The organism is Vreelandella sulfidaeris (assembly GCF_042429665.1).
Taxonomy (GTDB): Bacteria; Pseudomonadota; Gammaproteobacteria; order Pseudomonadales; family Halomonadaceae; genus Vreelandella.
Genome location: NZ_JBHMAC010000002.1, coordinates 320,385 through 336,357, shown reverse-complemented (window position 1 = coordinate 336,357; position 15,973 = coordinate 320,385). Strand labels below are relative to the sequence as shown.

Genomic DNA, 15,973 nt, shown 5'->3' with positions numbered 1-15,973 from the left:
TAACGTAACGTTGAGCGATCAACGAAAAAGCCGGATATGCAGCGTGTGGCCCAAGCAAACGCAAGGGTGGCAAGCAATGAGACGATCACCATTTAGCAAGTACGCATCAGCATGATGTACATTTAAAGTTACGCCTGACGACCATAGCACGCGTGAACCACCTGATCCCTTGCCGAACTCAGAAGTGAAACCGCTTAGCGCCGATGGTAGTGTGGGGTCTCCCCATGCGAGAGTAGGTCATCGTCAGGCACTTATTAAGAAAAGCCCCGAGCACAGTGTGTTCGGGGCTTTTTGTTGCCTGAAAGAAAGTGCCCCTCACCCCAGATTGCCGCGCTACGCTCGCAATGACAGAGTCAACGGTAGTGCGGTGGTTGAGGTAATAAAGCCTGTCATGGCGAGGAGCGCAGCGACGCGGCCATCTCGGTTTTGGTGGCACCGCACCAAGATTGCCGCACTGGGCTCGCCATGACAGACAACCCCAGATCGCCACGCTACGCTCGCGATGACATTACGCCATCGCGAGCAGAAGCTATCTTCTCCAAGTCGCCGCGCCGCTGTATTAGACTTTATCCCGGCGATGCTGGCACTGTCCGGCAGACCAGGTTTCATAGATAGCACGGTCGTCAGCTAGCATCATTAATGCGAATAAACGCTCTCCAAGCGTTGTACAGCGGTTGATACGCCGAGCTAGTAGAGATGTTGCCTGGGTGTCTATCACCACAAAATCAGCTTCAAGCGTCGGGGCGAGCTGACCTATATAGCTATCCAAAGAAAGCGCCTTCGCATTTCCCATGGTTAAGCCATAAAAACCTTGCCAAGCAGTAAGCGGTTGCCCTTTCAGTTGGCCAACTTGATAAGCGGCCTTGAGCGTTGCGAAACCAGATAAGTCTGTACCTGCGCCAATATCGCTGGCAAACGTAAACGCCATACCGGTCTGGTTGGCGGCTTCTCGGTCAAATAAACCGCTGCCAAGAAAAAGATTAGAACTGGGGCAGAAGGCAATATTTGCACCTTGGTCCGCCAAGCGCTTGCGCATATCGTTATCTAGGTGAATGCCATGCGCAAAGGTGCTGCGTGGGCCTACTAAACCAGCCTCTTCATAAACAGCCAAGTAGTCACGGCTACCGGGAAATAGCTCGGCAACCCAATCTAATTCACCGCTATTTTCCGCTAGATGTGTCTGTAACCATAGGCTTTTGTCGTTACGTAGTAGTGCCCCTGCGGCATCCATTTGCCTTTTAGTAGAGGTGGGCGCAAAGCGAGGTGTTACGCTATAGCCTAAGCGGTCACGGCCGTGCCAGTCGGCAATTAATCGCTCACTATCGGCAATGCCCGTTTTGCCATCCATCAATGCTTCGGGTGCATTGCGGTCCATCAGTACTTTGCCAGCCAGCATTCGCAGCTGGCATTTTTGGGATGCTGCGAAAAAGGCGTCCATAGAGCCTGGGTGGCTAGACCCAAATACTTGTGCAGTCGTGGTACCCGAGCGCAACATTTCATCTAAAAATGCATTTGATAGCGCTTCTGCATGCGCTTGATTGGCAAAACGGCACTCTTCTGGAAACGTGTATTCGTTCAGCCAATCAAGTAGTTGGCGTCCATAGGACGCCATGATATCTAACTGGACATAGTGCACGTGGGAATCAATAAACCCCGGCATAATGAGTTTGTCACGGTAGTCGAGAACGTCACATCCGTTGGGTAACGATGGCAATAGCTCTTTAAAATGTCCCACCGCATGAATATGCTGACCTTTCAACCACAGCAGGCCGTCCCCATAATGCTCAAGGCTGCCGGGTTGTGGCATATCCCCATCACCTGGGTGGCGTGGAAAGCTAACCAGTTCGGCACGAATAAGCGTATCGGTAGAAGAATTCATATTAACTCGTGGTAGTCGGGGGATCAGAAAGTAGGGTTTGCAAGGCCTGGGGGGCAAGCCCGCGATGCTCTTGAGAAGAGGAGGTATCGGTCAGCCAAAGTAGCTCAGTCACTGCCGTCAGGGCGATCGCATAAGGTGTCTTATTACTGAGCTTTGAGTCTTGTAGGCGGCCAATCGGGCTTCTTATGCGGTTGATGTGCTGAGAGGTGTATCCTTCGCGCTTAAGCCGCCCTCTAAAGCTCCCCCATTTGCTGTCAGAACCAATTAGCCCAATAGAGCCCACATCATCGCGTTCAAGCAGCGCCGTGATAAGCGCATAGTCCTCGTCATGATTATGCGTTAATACCAGTGCATGGGTATTGGCAGGCAAGCCTTTAACACTTTGCTCTATATCCAAAAGAGAGTGGCAGGCCAAGCGTGCTTGATGCTGATCCTGTTCACTGAATACATTGCTACGACTGTCGTACCAATGCAATTGCCAGGGCAGTGGAGCACTTAGCTTTACAATTTCACGCCCTACATGGCCGGCGCCAAAGATGGCGATATGCGCCGTTGCACCAGGAAACGCTTCTAGCAATATATTGACGAATCCGCCGCAGCATTGTCCGCTTCGCCCCCCCAGTGAGAACGCTTCAAGGCTGAACCCATAGTGCTTCTCAGCTAAACAGGCGCGAGCCGCGGCAATCGTTTGCCATTCAAACGTTCCGCCACCCAGCGTGTCGAAGATAGCGTGATCGGTAATCACCATACGTGCCCCCGGTTCGCGAGGGGTTGAACCTGCACTCGTTACCTGAGTGGCTAAGACATGCGGCGTACCCTCTCGCTGTAAGCGATGCAAGGCTGCATGCCAGGTTTCCGCAGTAGGCAAATGATGACTCACAGTGATGATTTCCTAAGCGCTTGGGCCGCCAGCAAGACACGCTCTGGAGTGGCGGGCGTATCTAGATGCGGGGAAACAGTGTAATTAGTCATACTCGAAAGTGCGTCGCGAAGGGCCGACCATACACAAATAGCGAGCATAAAAGGGGGTTCGCCCACTGCTTTTGAGCGGTACAGGCTCGCCATGGAGTTGGGGTGGCCTTCAAGTAGGGCGACATTGAAAATTGCCGGCAGATCGCCAAAAGTGGGAATCTTATAGGTGGCCGGTCCATCGCTGATAAGCACGCCTTGCTCGTTCCATTTAAGCTCTTCGCTAGTCAGCCATCCCATTCCTTGAATAAAGCCACCTTCAACCTGGCCAATATCAATGGCCGGATTAAGGGAGTCGCCTACATCATGCAAGATGTCGACACGGTCAACCTGATACTCACCGCTAAGGGTGTCCACGCTTACTTCCGCCACTGCTGCGCCAAATGCATAGTAATAAAATGGCCGTCCTTGTCCAGTGGAGCGATCATAGTGAATCAAAGGTGTGGCATAAAAGCCTTTTTCAGACAGTGAAATACGGTTGAGATAGGCGGTTTGAACCAGCTCACCCCAGGGTACGCGGCGTTCGCTTTCGCCCAGCCCTGCGACCAGCATGCCATCTTCAAGGCGCATGCCTTCGCGGTCCAGTCCCTCGGCAAAATGCTCGGCAGCGAAATCAAAAAGTCGTTCGCGTAATTTGCTGGCCGCGTCGCGTGCCGCCATGCCATTTAAGTCAGCGCCACTAGACGCCGCGGTAGGAGAGGTATTAGGTACTTTATCGGTCCGTGTGGCGGTAATACGTACTTTTTCAAGATCCAGACCCAGTTCGCGAGCCACCACCTGACAAATTTTAGTATGCAAACCCTGACCCATCTCCGTGCCACCGTGATTAATCATCACGCTCCCATCGGTATACACGTGCAGGAGTGCGCCCGCTTGGTTAAGGTGCTGCGCCGTAAAGGAGATACCGAATTTAACCGGTGTGAGCGCTAGCCCTTTCTTAATGACACTGCTGGTAGCGTTATAATGGCTGATCGCATTGCGGCGCTCCCAATACCGGCTATCGTTTTCGAGTGTTTCAACGAGGGTATGCAGCAACTGGCGTTGATCGACCTGCTGACCGTAGTGGGTCACATCGCGACCATCTCGATAGAAATTGCGCTTGCGGATGGTGAGCGGATCTTCGCCTGTCCGCCGGGCTATATCGTCCATCGCTGCTTCAATAATCATCATTCCCTGCGGGCCACCAAAGCCGCGAAATGCTGTATTGGAAGCCGTGTGCGTTTTTGCTCGGTGACCTACCACTCTGGCATTGCCCAGAGAGTAGGCATTGTCGGTATGAAACATGGCGCGATCGACAATGGCATCCGAGAGGTCGGGAGAGTAACCGCAGTCACCGATGACGGTGATATCGCCGCCTTGAATAACGCCATGAGCATCAATGGCTAATTGGTAGCGATTATGGAAGGGATGGCGTTTCCCTGTGGCGCGCATATCCTCACTGCGAGGTAGCCGTAAGCGAACCGTTTTGCCTGTACGGCGAGCAACAATCGCAGCGATACACGCCCAGGGAGAAGCCTGTGTCTCCTTACCGCCGAAACCGCCACCCATGCGGCGTACTTCAACCGTCACCGCATGAAAGGGAATATCAAGCACCTCCGCGACCAGCTTTTGAGTCTCACTCGGATGCTGGTTGGAGGTATGGACGATCACACCTTCGTCTTCGGTAGGATGGACAACACATGCCTGGCCTTCCAGGTAAAAGTGCTCTTGGCCGCCGACGAATAGTTCGCCTTCAATAATCTGTTCCGCTTGGTCAAGCGTCTGCTGCCAATCACCACGACTCTGGGTATGAGTAGGGCGCACGAACTCTTCGCGTTCAGTGGCAGCTACGGGATCTAAACTTGCAGGCTGCTCATTGATACTGATAACCGCCAACGTGACAGCTCGACGCGCGGCCTGCAGAGAGGTTGCAGCGACCGCAAATAGGCACTGACCGGCGTAGCTGATCTCCTGATCGACAAAGATGGGATCACCTGGAAAAACAGGACCGATATCCGTATGGCCAGGGACGTCATTGAAGGTAATGACATCAATCACACCAGGAGCCTGTTTGACTTTACTAAGATCCAGTGTGGTTACCGTGCCGTGGGCCACTGGGGCCAAGCCTAACGCTACATGCAGTGCACCCGCTGTTAGCGTTAGATCATCAATATAACTGGCTTTACCGGTAACGTGTTTTTCAGCACTTTCGTGAAAGCATGAGCTGCCTGCCTGTCGTTGACCAGCACTGTCGACGGTATGGCGTGCCAGGGGCCCAGAGCCTTGAATGTGATTGTGTAATTCACGCCGGGCGCGGCGGCTATCGCCGTCCAGTTTAGTGAGCGTACGCATGGAGCATCACCTCTTGGTCAGGCGCTGAAAGCGAAAGATATAGGCGTTCAAGTAAGTTCTTGGCGACTTGCTGGCGATACTGCTGGCTACCTCGCACGTCACTCATTGGTTGAAAGTCTTCGTCCAGGGCTTGCTGGGCAGAGCGAAACGTCGTTTGGTTGATAGGGCTACCTTCGAGTATCGCTTCGACCGCTTGGGCACGTTTGGGGATAGCCGCCATCCCACCAAACGCAATGCGCACATCGTGTAGTGCATTTTGTTCAATGCGATAGCTAAATGCACCGAGCACGGCAGAGATATCATCCTCGCGACGCTTGGATAGCTTCCATACCCGCAGTTGGGTGGCGTTATCACAGCGAGGGATGAAAATACGCGTAATGACTTCATCGTCAGCTAACGCAGTCTTCTTGTAGTCTAAAAAGAAGTGTTGAAGCGGAATACAGCGCGTTCCTTTCACACTGGCAAGCTCAACCTTCGCACCCAAAACCAACAAAACAGGCGGCGTGTCACCGATGGGGGAGGCGTTGGCAATATTGCCGCCAAGCGTTGCCCGATTGCGAATCTGCTGTGAGCCGAGACGGTGAAGCAGGTGAGCAAAAGCCGGATAATGTCGTTCGAATAGCGGTTCAAGCTGAGTATACGTAACCCCCGCACCGACCCACCAACCCGCTTGCTGTTCAAGCGTGGCCTCTTCAAGCGCCAATAGCTCGGTCACCCGGGTAATATCAATTAACTGCTCCAGCGCTAACAGACGCTGAGTGCTTTCCAGCCAAAGGTCGGTGCCGCCGGCCACTAGGCGTGCCTGGGGAGCCTCGTGGCGTAGTTCAAGTAAGGCGGAAAGCGAGGCTGGTTGAGCGTAAAAAGATTTATCCGCAGGATCATGGGAGGGCGGCTCACTGACGTCGCTCATTAGCGTCGTGTCAGGTAGTGTCGCGTCATGCTGTTTTGCGTCAAGCCATGATGGGCGTTCGTAGTGGATATCGTTCATGCGCAGTGCTGCATCGCGAATGGGGCGATAACCTGTACAGCGACACAAGTTGCCGCCAAGCGTTGCCTCAAGTCGTGCTGGCGTTAGCGGCGTAGGATGCTGGTTAAGCTCGTTATGCAGGGTAAATAAGGACATGACAATGCCCGGCGTACAAAAGCCGCACTGACTACCGTGGCAGTCGATCATTGCCTTTTGAGCTGGGTGAAGCTGCCCTTTATTAGCTAATCCTTCAACGGTTACCAAGTGTTGTTGGTGAAGTTGGTGGGCGGGCGTAATGCACGCATTGGCGCTTTGAAATCGGTGGCCTTCGGTTGCTACATCGCTAATGGCGACAGTACATGCACCACAGTCACCAGAGGCACAGCCCTCTTTAGTGCCCGTTTGACCCAACTCTTCACGTAATAAGGTTAAAATACTGGTGTCGGGCGAAACATCACACCGCTGAGGAACGCCATTGAGCAGGAACGCAATCGTTGCCATGCCGAACTCCGCTGTAGTTGTATTGAGATATAGTTGTATTGAGCTGTCGTGGTATAGATCGTGGTCATGCTGACCGATCGGTCAATGTGAGTTGAGCTTGAGACAAAATGCCCTACCTTGCAAGTATTTGATCGTTGCACGGGAGTGAGGCAAGCTCATATAAAATGCGAGTTTTTGGGGCATTCAGCCTGTTGACTCATTTAGCTAAGGAACTCTGTTAATGCCCGATGCTTCCATCACTAATGAAACCCCGAGCCGCGAAAAAAGAGAAACACGCATTCTGCAGGCAGCTGAGCAGGTGTTTGCACAACACGGTTACCGCGGTGCTAGCTTGCAAGTGATCGCTGATCGTGCGGAACTTCCGAAAGCCAATATCTTGTATTACATGGGCAGTAAGCAGGCACTCTATGTACGGTTGCTTAATCGTATGATGTATCGCTGGAATGAAGTACTCGAAGATATCACTCCGGCTAGCGACCCGGCACAGGTATTGAGTGACTTTATTCGCACTAAATTGGTGCTGGGTCAGCGTTATCCAGAAGGGTCAAAGCTGTTTGCAGCGGAAATTTTGGCGGGCGCTCCTTTCTTAAACGAGTATTTGGCGGGTGAATTGCGTGAATGGGTCGCTTCACGCGCTGCTATTATTCGCCAGTGGTCTGCCCAAGGGAAAATGGATGCTGTTGACCCGCGATGGTTAATTTTCTTAATTTGGTCCGCCACGCAGCATTACACGGAATATAGCGCCCAAGTCTGCGGCATTTTAGGACGCAAGGCATTAACCGACGATGACCTGGAGTCAATCTCGACCTTTCTTGAGCAGGTCATCTTAAAAGGCTGTGGTATCACCCAGACTAACGCTCACCAGGCATTGCGTGATTATTGAATGAACGGTTTACCGATTGATCAGCATCTTGATGAGCTGACCACTGTCCTTGCTACCACCAACCGACTGTTGCTGATCGCCCAGCCGGGTGCGGGCAAGACCACACGCGTTCCGCTAACGCTGTTAAACGCTGCATGGGCCAACGGACAGAGGCTACTTCTGCTAGAGCCAAGGCGCGTTGCGGCTCGCTTGGCGGCTAACTTTATGGCCCAACAATTAGGCGAAAAGGTGGGCCAAACGGTGGGCTATCGCATGCGTGGTGATAGTTGCGTGAGTGCACAAACTCGCCTGGAAGTCGTGACTCAAGGGGTGCTCACTCGCATGCTGCAAGATGATCCGCTGCTGGAAGGCGTCGCCGGGATTATCTTTGACGAGTTTCATGAACGTAGTCTCGAAGCTGACATAGGGTTAGCGCTGGCGCTGGATGTGCAAACGAGTATCCGCGATGATTTACGCCTGTTAGTGATGTCGGCAACGCTGGATGTTGAATCGCTCAAGCGGGTAATGGGCGAGGCGGTCCCTATCATCGAGTGTCATGGCCGTCAGTACCCGGTAGAAACCCTGTATCGCCCGTCTTTACCACGTGAAGAGAGTATTAGTCATCAGCTCAGGGTCGTTGACGAGGCGCTTTCAATGCCGGGAACCCAGGGTATTCTGGTGATCCTGCCAGGCGTTGCCGAGATAAATCATTTAATTCAATTATTGGCAAAAGCCAAACCTCAGCTAGCGATACGCCCTTTGCATGGCCGGATGAGTGTTGCTGAGCAGCAGGCGGCATTAGCGGTCGGTAACCATCAGCAGCGTATTATTGTGTCCACCGCCATCACCGAATCGAGTATCACGGTGGAGGGTGTGAATGTGGTCATCGACGCAGGCTTAGAGCGGGTGCCTCTGTTTCAGCCACGTACGGGGCTAACCCGGCTTACCACGCGAAAAATTAACCGCGCTAGTGCAGATCAACGTCGCGGACGGGCAGGGCGGCAGTGCGAGGGCACATGCTTGCGTCTGTGGGCCCAAGAGCAGCCTCTTGCCCCTTACGCTGAACCTGATATTCAGCAAGCGGACCTATCATCGGTAGTGCTTGAGTTGGCTCGCTGGGGGGTAGCGTCGCCCCAACAGCTTGCATGGGTTACCCCGCCTCCAGAGGGCGCTTGGCGAAGTGGCCAGGCGTTGCTGATACAGCTAGGCATATTAGATGCCCAACGAACGCTAACGCCCTTGGGCACACGCTGTGCGCGGTGGCCCGTTGAGCCACGCCTCGCGGTGATGCTGGAGCGGTCATTGGATTTAAAAGCGGCGTCAATGGCTTGTGGGCTGGCAGCCTTGCTTGAAGAGCGGGATAGCCATGAGCGCTCCATAAGCGAGGCGTTAGCACAGCGGTTTCGCCAGCCTAAACAGTTTCCGGTTTGGCAGCGCGAAGCGCTCAGGTTAGCGAAAAGAGCCGGTATTACCCTCGATTATGACGGTGGTGTGGTTGGGTCGCTGTTAGCGCTGGCATACCCGGACCGCATTGGGCAGCAAATAAGTGCGGGTAATTTTCGTCTTGCCAATGGCAAAACGGCCACGCTACCTCTACACGACAGTTTGGCTCATGAATCGTATCTAGTGGTGGTCGCATTGCATGATCTGCCGGGAACTCAAGCACGTATCATCGCTGCTGAGCCGCTGACAATTGACTCCTTGCTTGCGCTATACCCAGCGATTACTCAGTGGCAGTCGCGCGTAACCTGGTCGCAGGAAAAAGGGCGCTTAATCGGCGAAGAAGTGCAGGTGCATGGCAGTCTGGTGATTGCCAAGCGTCCCTTGGCTCATTTACCCGAGGAAGATGTGACCGAGGCGTTAATAACCGCGCTGCGCCAACAGCCCGGGCGTCTGTTTAACGACAATATGCAGCAATTGTGCGGTCGAATGGCGCTTCTACGTGAAAACCTGGGGGAGGATTGGCCCGATTGGTCCGAGGAGGCGCTGTTAGCCTCTCTTGAGAACTGGTTGGCGCCGTACCTGTCGGGTATCAATCGTTTGGCGCATATAGAAGCATTGCCGCTGGATTGCTACTTGATCAATACGCTAAGTTGGGAGCAGCAGCAAACGATAGAGCAGTTAACTCCCGCCCAGCTTGAGGTTCCAAGCGGCAAGCGGGTGAGTTTGGATTACCGCCAGTGTCTTGACCAACGTCCACCCGTTTTAGCATTGAAGCTTCAGGAGGCGTTTGGATGGCGTGAGACACCTCGCGTCGTTAACGAGTCTGTGGCTGTCATGATTCATTTACTCTCACCTGCTCGACGGCCGCTGCAAGTCACTCAGGATTTGCTTAGTTTTTGGCAGCATGGTTACCCAGAGGTGCGCAAGGAAATGCGCGGCCGATATCCCAAACATCCATGGCCCGAAGATCCCTTCACAGCGCCTGCTACTGCTCTAACGAAGCGTAAATCAAACCACTAAACTCACTATGATACCCACCCATATTGCTAGCCGTGCATTACCCGTTACTCACTACGTGTTTCTGGAATTTCGTCCGGTACACGATAGCGAATCGGCTCAATTTGCTCTTCTTCATAGCGTTGATTCTCATCCTGTGGCACGACACCGATAACGGTTTTCTGTGAACCATCTGGCCACGTGTAGGTAGTACAGCCAGCCAGTAACAGTAGCGAAGACATCACAAAGGCACATTTGACTTTGCTTGAGTGGCAGTACTTGAACATGAGGCGCTCCATTAGTGGCACTTAATCCTAGGAAGCCAAGTATCGCACAATTGGTTTAAAAATTGCCCTATGCGACACGCTTGGTATTCAAAACAAAACCTCAAAACTGTCTGTAAAGCTGACGTTCTGGCCAGATAGGCCTATGCTAAAAATGATTAGCTGTTCATTCTTGAGCGGTCGTTAAAGGCTGAATTTTCCTGGAGGTAGTATGTGGTCCATGGTGAAGTCGGTGTTAGCAGCCCTGCTGGGTGTGCAGAGCAGCCAGAAATGGCAGGATGACTTTAGTAGTGGCAGGCCCATCGCCTATATTGTTATTGGCGTGGTGATTACATTTTTGTTGGTGTTGGCGCTTATTGTACTGGCAACAGTGGTGGCCCGCTGAACATTGCTGAGAGGGTTATTGAAGCTAGTCCGTGACTTATCCCATATGTTTTCTATACTGCAAATAGCTTACCTAAATCTACCTTAACTAACGTGATGCCATAATAACAACAATACTGGAGGCCTATATGCGGTCTTGGCAGTGGTGGCAATCGTCGATATTACTGGTCGTAAGTGGCTCACACGTTCAGGCGAATAGCTGGAACATGACCACTGGTGTGACCGACGTGAGCAGCGATATCTACGGACTGCATATGACCATCTTTTGGATATGTGTGGTCATTGGTGTGGTGGTATTTGGCGCCATGTTTTACTGCTTATACCGTTATCGTAATTCAAAAGGCGCTAAAGCCGCCAATTTCCATGAACACACCCGCGTTGAAGTGGTGTGGACCATGATTCCTATTTTAATTTTGATTGGTATGGCGGTGCCTGCCACCGCCACCTTGAAAAACATGTATGACACTTCCGACGCTGACTTAGACATCATGGTCATTGGTCAGCAATGGCGCTGGCGCTATGAGTATTTGGGAGAGGATGTTGCATTCAACTCGAATATGAGCACGCCGAGAGCGCAAATCGATGGAGAGGACCCTAGAGAAGAGCATTATTTATTAGCCGTAGATGAGCCATTAGTCCTCCCTGTTAACCGAAAAATTCGTTTCTTGATGACCTCCGACGATGTGATTCACTCCTGGTGGGTGCCAGCGTTAGCCGTTAAGCAAGATACCATCCCAGGCTTTGTCAATGAGAACTGGGTAAAGATAAATGAACCTGGGATTTACCGCGGTCAATGTACCGAACTTTGCGGTATCGGCCATGGATTCATGCCCGTTGTGGTTCAAGCGATGGAAGAAGAGGCGTTCGATGAATGGCTGGCCGAGCGGAAAGAGGCCGCAGCTCAAGAGTTGTTAGGGGTTGATAGGGTATGGGAAATGGACGAATTGATTGAGCGAGGAGAAGTCGTTTATCAGTCAATCTGTACCACCTGTCATCAGGCCGAAGGACAAGGTGCCCCTCCCGCTTTTCCCGCGTTGGCGAATAATGAACAACTGATAAGTGACGTGGACTGGCATCTCAACAAGGTTATCAACGGCGTATCCGGGGCAGCAATGCCAGCTTTTCGTAATACCTTAAATCCAGTGGAAATCGCTGCGGTGGTGACCTATACGCGCAATGCGTGGGGAAACGATACCGGTGAGTTGGTACAGCCCACGACAGTCGCTGAATTAATCGCACAATAATGACGGTGGTTCATCATCTTTAGGAGTGTCTCATGGCGCCTAAGCTACCCCCTCAGTATCCTCTTCAACACAGCACCGTCGCTGCTGCCGATGGCGAGAAGCAAAGCCATTCCGCGCCACCCAGCGGTATCTTGCGCTGGCTTCTAACGACTAATCACAAAGAGATCGGCTCTCTTTACCTTATTTTCTCGCTGACGATGTTTTTTATCGGCGGGATATTTGCATTGGTGGTGCGGGCTGAGCTTTTCCAACCGGGCCTGCAGTTGATACAGCCAGAATTTTTTAACCAGATGACCACCATGCACGGCCTGATCATGGTATTTGCGGCCGTCATGCCCGCCTTTACTGGCTTGGCTAACTGGATGATACCGTTACAGATTGGTGCGCCGGATATGGCACTGCCACGCTTGAATAATTTCAGTTTCTGGTTGCTACCCGTGGCCTTCACGTTATTACTTTCAACCTTGTTGATGCCAGGGGGCGGGCCTAATTTCGGTTGGACTTTCTACGCACCGCTATCGACGACGTATGCGCCTGCCTCCACCACCTTTTTTATTCTTGCCTTGCATATGGCCGGTATTAGCTCGATTTTAGGCGCAATTAATATCATCGCGACGATATTGAATATGCGTGCCCCTGGCATGCGCTTAATGGATATGCCGCTATTTGTGTGGACGTGGCTGATCACCGCTTTTCTACTGATTGCGGTGATGCCGGTATTAGCCGCGGTAATTACCATGATGCTGATGGATATTAACTTCGGTACCAGCTTTTTTGATGCCGCTGGAGGTGGCGATCCCGTCCTGTTCCAGCACTTGTTTTGGACCTTTGGTCACCCCGAAGTGTACATCATGATTTTACCTGCCTTTGGTATTGTCTCGGCCATCATCCCCACCTTTGCACGCAAACCGTTGTTTGGTTATGCATCGATGGTTTATGCCACCGCCGCCATTGCGTTGTTGTCCTTTCTGGTTTGGGCGCATCATATGTTCGTGGTCGGCATGCCGTTGGTGGCAGAACTGTTCTTTATGTATTCAACGATGCTGATCGCGGTACCGACCGGGGTAAAGATCTTTAATTGGGTGACCACGCTGTTTCGTGGCTCAATAAGTTTTGAATCGCCCATGTTATTTGCACTGGCGTTTGTGGTGCTATTCACCATCGGAGGGTTTTCAGGCCTGATGTTGGCGATTGCCCCAGCTGATTTTCAATACCACGATACCTACTTTGTGGTCGCCCATTTTCATTACGTGTTAGTGCCCGGTGCTATCTTTGCCATCATGGCGGCGGTGTATTACTGGCTGCCTAAATGGACTGGGCATTACCCCAACGAAAGGCTGGCCCAGTGGCACTTCTGGTTCTCGATTATCGGCGTTAATTTAACCTTCTTTCCGATGCATTTTGCTGGCTTGGCGGGTATGCCCCGGCGTATTCCCGATTACGCTCTGCAGTTTGCTGACTTTAATTTACTTTCCAGCGTTGGCGCGTTTTTCTTCGGTACCTCCCAGTTGCTGTTCGTGGCGGGAATCGTCATGTGTGTTCGAGGCGGCAAAAAGGCGCCAGCAAAAGCGTGGGAGGGAGCAACAGATTTAGAATGGACGGTACCTTGTCCCGCTCCCTTGCACACGTTTGAAACGCCTCCGGTAATGCACCGTACTTCCCATTAAGAAAGGCATAAAGCCGCCTAGGTCAGTATGGCCGCGAGGTGTTATGGACAGTCGAGAGCAGAATCAGCCGGGTATTCGACGTACTGTGATCAGGACCTCGGCGGTACTGGTCGGTATGTTTGCCTTTGCTTTTGCGTTAGTGCCGCTCTATGACGTTTTCTGTCGCATTACCGGTATTAACGGCAAAGTGGATGCTACTGCGCAGGCTATCGTTCATGAAGAAGTAGACGACGCCCGTTACATCAATGTGCAGTTCATCACTCGTGGCAGTCCAGGGCTGCCGTGGCAGATGAGTGTGGAAGTAAACCAGATGCGCGTTCACCCAGGACAATTGGCTGAGGTGGATTTCACCTTCACCAATAATAGCCACCGTGACAGCTGGGGGCGTGCGGTGCCTAGCGTATCGCCTTCTGCCGCCACGCCTTACTTGCGTAAAATAAGCTGTTTTTGCTTCCAGGAGCAGCGCCTGCAAGGCGATGAGCGTTTAACTATCCCACTGGTATTTCAATTATCACGCGATCTTCCTGTCGATATTAATACCGTGACGTTGGTGTACACGCTTTACCCCGTTGCATCTGAATTACACCAGGCTTCACGTGACGGTCGACCCGAACCCGGCCTGGTACATAGTCTCATCAGCCGTCACGCCGACAGCGCCATCGAGCGTCGTTTTAAAAACACTAAAGCATGGGGAGAAGCGATATGAGTAGCGGTAGTTATTACGTACCGCCAAGCAGCCGTTGGCCTGTACTCGGCTCCCTGGCACTTGGCGCCATGATGGTTAGCATTGGCATCAAACTGGTCTATGACACAGGTCTACCGTTTGTGCTCGTCGGAGTGGCAGGCATTATTGTGATCATGGCGCTCTGGTTTCGGGACGTGATCAGTGAGTCTCGAGGTGGACTTTACGACGCTCAGATGGACCGTTCGTTTCGTTGGGGAATGGCCTGGTTTATTTTCTCGGAAGTGATGTTTTTCGCGGCCTTTTTTGGCGCCCTTTTTTACGTGCGTATGTTTACCTTGCCATGGCTGGGCGGGGAGGGCGCAAAGGGCGTATCAGCACTGCTATGGCCGGATTTTGTTCCTGAATGGCCATTGATGAACCCACCGGATGCCAGCATTGCAGGCCCCCGTGAAGTGTTCAGCCCCTGGCAGTTACCGCTTGTCAATACACTGGTATTGGTGACCTCTAGCATCACGTTAACGGTGGCTCACGAAGCCTTGAAAGTGGGCTATCGCCAGACATGCCGATACTGGTTAACCGGCACCGTCCTGTTAGGGAGCTGCTTTATCGCGATTCAGGGCGTTGAATATTATGAGGCTTATGCGCATTACGGCATTACCTTGGAGGCTGGTATTTTTGGCGCGACATTCTTTATTTTAACCGGTTTTCATGGTCTTCACGTCATTATCGGTACGGTAATATTAGCCACTATGCTGATACGTATTATTAAAGGTCACTTTGCCGACGAAAATCATTTTGGCTTTGAAGCCTCGTGCTGGTATTGGCATTTTGTCGATGTGGTATGGGTTGGGTTGTTCATCTTTGTCTATGTTTTATAAGCAAATTAGCCTAACCGACCCGACCAGAAGCCAAACAGAATTAGTGCCATGAGTAGGCATGCTAACCCCACTCTCCATTTAAGAGAGGTAAGTAGGCGACGAGATGAGGTGCTATCCCGGAGTAGAAAGCCTGCGCCCATCGCTAAGCTGATAACCATCGCTATAAAAACGGCGGCAATGAGTAGCTGTAACCACATGATAAAACCCTCTCGGCAACGACTTATTTATAGCTGGTATGTTTTCTGGAGCTTGCTGGTGGTAATCGGTATCTATTTAGGACTATGGCAGTGGGAGCGGGCAGAGGACAAGCGTTTAGCCATCGCCACCCGTGAAAACGCCGTGGCTATGACACAGCCTGCCGAACAGCCTGCACAAGGAGCTCAAATAACCTTGTCGGGAGAATATCTGCCGGAACATACGCTTTTTTTAGACAATCGTACTCTTAATGGGCACGTTGGGGTGGCTGTACTCACTCCATTGAGAGATAACAATGGGCAGCTTTGGCTGATCCAACGTGGTTTTTTAGACACCGGGGGCGATCGTAAGCCGCCCCAGGTGGCAACCCCCAGTGGTAGCGTTACGTTAATGGGAGAGTGGCAGGAGGCCCAGGCGGGTGGGCCGTTATACGGCGAGAATAGAGAGGGGATTAGACTACAGCAGCTAAGCCTTGATCCTTGGAATGTGTCGTTAGGAGCATTTAGTTATTCTGGGTGGGTACATGCCAGCCAGGGAGACGGCATATTAATTCCCTGGTGGAAAGCCAATACCATGCCACCCAGTCGCCATATAGGCTACGCGTTGCAATGGTGGGGATTAGCGATAGCAGCATTGATAACGATGGTCATCGGCGGGCAAAAATTACGTCACGATGACAGGCGATAAA

At 52.2% G+C, this 15,973-nt stretch carries 14 protein-coding genes and 1 rRNA gene; 9 read left to right on the top strand and 6 right to left on the bottom strand.

Annotated features, from left to right (window positions below; all coding sequences use genetic code 11):
- The first annotated feature begins 133 nt into the window (after positions 1-133).
- Positions 134-249, top strand: a 5S ribosomal RNA gene (rrf, locus tag ACFFLD_RS01635).
- A gap of 310 nt (positions 250-559) precedes the next feature.
- On the opposite strand, the gene guaD is transcribed toward rrf, so the two are convergent.
- The 4 genes from guaD to xdhA are packed head-to-tail and all read right to left on the bottom strand — an operon-like array spanning position 560 to position 6,647.
- Entirely contained in the window at positions 560-1,879 is a 1,320-nt protein-coding gene (guaD, locus tag ACFFLD_RS01630; RefSeq protein WP_386040873.1) for a guanine deaminase, read from the bottom strand.
- 1 nt (position 1,880) lies between these two features.
- A complete protein-coding gene (gene xdhC / locus ACFFLD_RS01625; protein ID WP_386040871.1) occupies positions 1,881-2,759 on the bottom strand; it encodes a xanthine dehydrogenase accessory protein XdhC in 879 nt (292 codons plus the stop codon).
- On the bottom strand, positions 2,756-5,179 hold the full coding sequence (gene xdhB, locus ACFFLD_RS01620) for a xanthine dehydrogenase molybdopterin binding subunit (RefSeq protein ID WP_386040869.1): 2,424 nt from the start codon (positions 5,177-5,179) through the stop codon (positions 2,756-2,758). Before xdhB ends, xdhC begins: the two co-directional genes overlap by 4 nt.
- Positions 5,163-6,647, bottom strand: a complete 1,485-nt coding sequence (gene xdhA, locus ACFFLD_RS01615; protein ID WP_386040867.1) for a xanthine dehydrogenase small subunit — start codon at positions 6,645-6,647, stop codon at positions 5,163-5,165. The genes xdhB and xdhA overlap by 17 nt, the downstream gene beginning before the upstream one ends.
- A 220-nt stretch (positions 6,648-6,867) precedes the next feature.
- On the opposite strand from xdhA, the gene ACFFLD_RS01610 reads away from it, so the two are divergent.
- On the top strand, positions 6,868-7,530 hold the full coding sequence (locus ACFFLD_RS01610; protein ID WP_386040864.1) for a TetR/AcrR family transcriptional regulator: 663 nt from the start codon (positions 6,868-6,870) through the stop codon (positions 7,528-7,530).
- Positions 7,531-9,972 (top strand): ATP-dependent helicase HrpB, encoded by a 2,442-nt coding sequence (gene hrpB / locus ACFFLD_RS01605; RefSeq protein WP_386040862.1) that lies wholly within the window; start codon positions 7,531-7,533, stop codon positions 9,970-9,972.
- A gap of 44 nt (positions 9,973-10,016) precedes the next feature.
- Here the strand turns inward: hrpB and ACFFLD_RS01600 are convergent, their stop codons facing one another.
- Positions 10,017-10,235 (bottom strand): hypothetical protein, encoded by a 219-nt coding sequence (locus tag ACFFLD_RS01600; RefSeq protein ID WP_386040859.1) that lies wholly within the window; start codon positions 10,233-10,235, stop codon positions 10,017-10,019.
- Between the two features lie 208 nt (positions 10,236-10,443).
- On the opposite strand from ACFFLD_RS01600, the gene ACFFLD_RS01595 reads away from it, so the two are divergent.
- The 5 genes from ACFFLD_RS01595 to ACFFLD_RS01575 all read left to right on the top strand — a co-directional run bounded on the left by ACFFLD_RS01595 (position 10,444) and on the right by ACFFLD_RS01575 (position 15,090).
- Complete coding sequence (locus tag ACFFLD_RS01595) at positions 10,444-10,617, top strand: DUF2970 domain-containing protein (RefSeq protein WP_386040856.1); 174 nt, start codon at positions 10,444-10,446, stop codon at positions 10,615-10,617.
- Positions 10,618-10,744: 127 nt separating this feature from the next.
- Positions 10,745-11,860 (top strand): cytochrome c oxidase subunit II, encoded by a 1,116-nt coding sequence (coxB, locus tag ACFFLD_RS01590; RefSeq protein ID WP_386040854.1) that lies wholly within the window; start codon positions 10,745-10,747, stop codon positions 11,858-11,860.
- Between the two features lie 32 nt (positions 11,861-11,892).
- A complete protein-coding gene (gene ctaD / locus ACFFLD_RS01585; RefSeq protein WP_386040852.1) occupies positions 11,893-13,527 on the top strand; it encodes a cytochrome c oxidase subunit I in 1,635 nt (544 codons plus the stop codon).
- A 43-nt stretch (positions 13,528-13,570) separates the two neighbouring features.
- On the top strand, positions 13,571-14,233 hold the full coding sequence (locus ACFFLD_RS01580; RefSeq protein ID WP_386040850.1) for a cytochrome c oxidase assembly protein: 663 nt from the start codon (positions 13,571-13,573) through the stop codon (positions 14,231-14,233).
- The gene (locus ACFFLD_RS01575; RefSeq protein WP_386040848.1) at positions 14,230-15,090 is read left to right on the top strand and encodes a cytochrome c oxidase subunit 3; all 861 of its coding nucleotides are present in this window, start codon (positions 14,230-14,232) and stop codon (positions 15,088-15,090) included. The genes ACFFLD_RS01580 and ACFFLD_RS01575 overlap by 4 nt, the downstream gene beginning before the upstream one ends.
- Positions 15,091-15,095: 5 nt before the next feature.
- On the opposite strand, the gene ACFFLD_RS01570 is transcribed toward ACFFLD_RS01575, so the two are convergent.
- Complete coding sequence (locus ACFFLD_RS01570; protein ID WP_446753349.1) at positions 15,096-15,287, bottom strand: DUF2909 domain-containing protein; 192 nt, start codon at positions 15,285-15,287, stop codon at positions 15,096-15,098.
- On the opposite strand from ACFFLD_RS01570, the gene ACFFLD_RS01565 reads away from it, so the two are divergent.
- Positions 15,286-15,972, top strand: a complete 687-nt coding sequence (locus tag ACFFLD_RS01565) for an SURF1 family protein (RefSeq protein WP_386040846.1) — start codon at positions 15,286-15,288, stop codon at positions 15,970-15,972. The two genes, ACFFLD_RS01570 and ACFFLD_RS01565, sit on opposite strands and share 2 nt — an antisense overlap.
- Position 15,973: the final 1 nt, after the last annotated feature.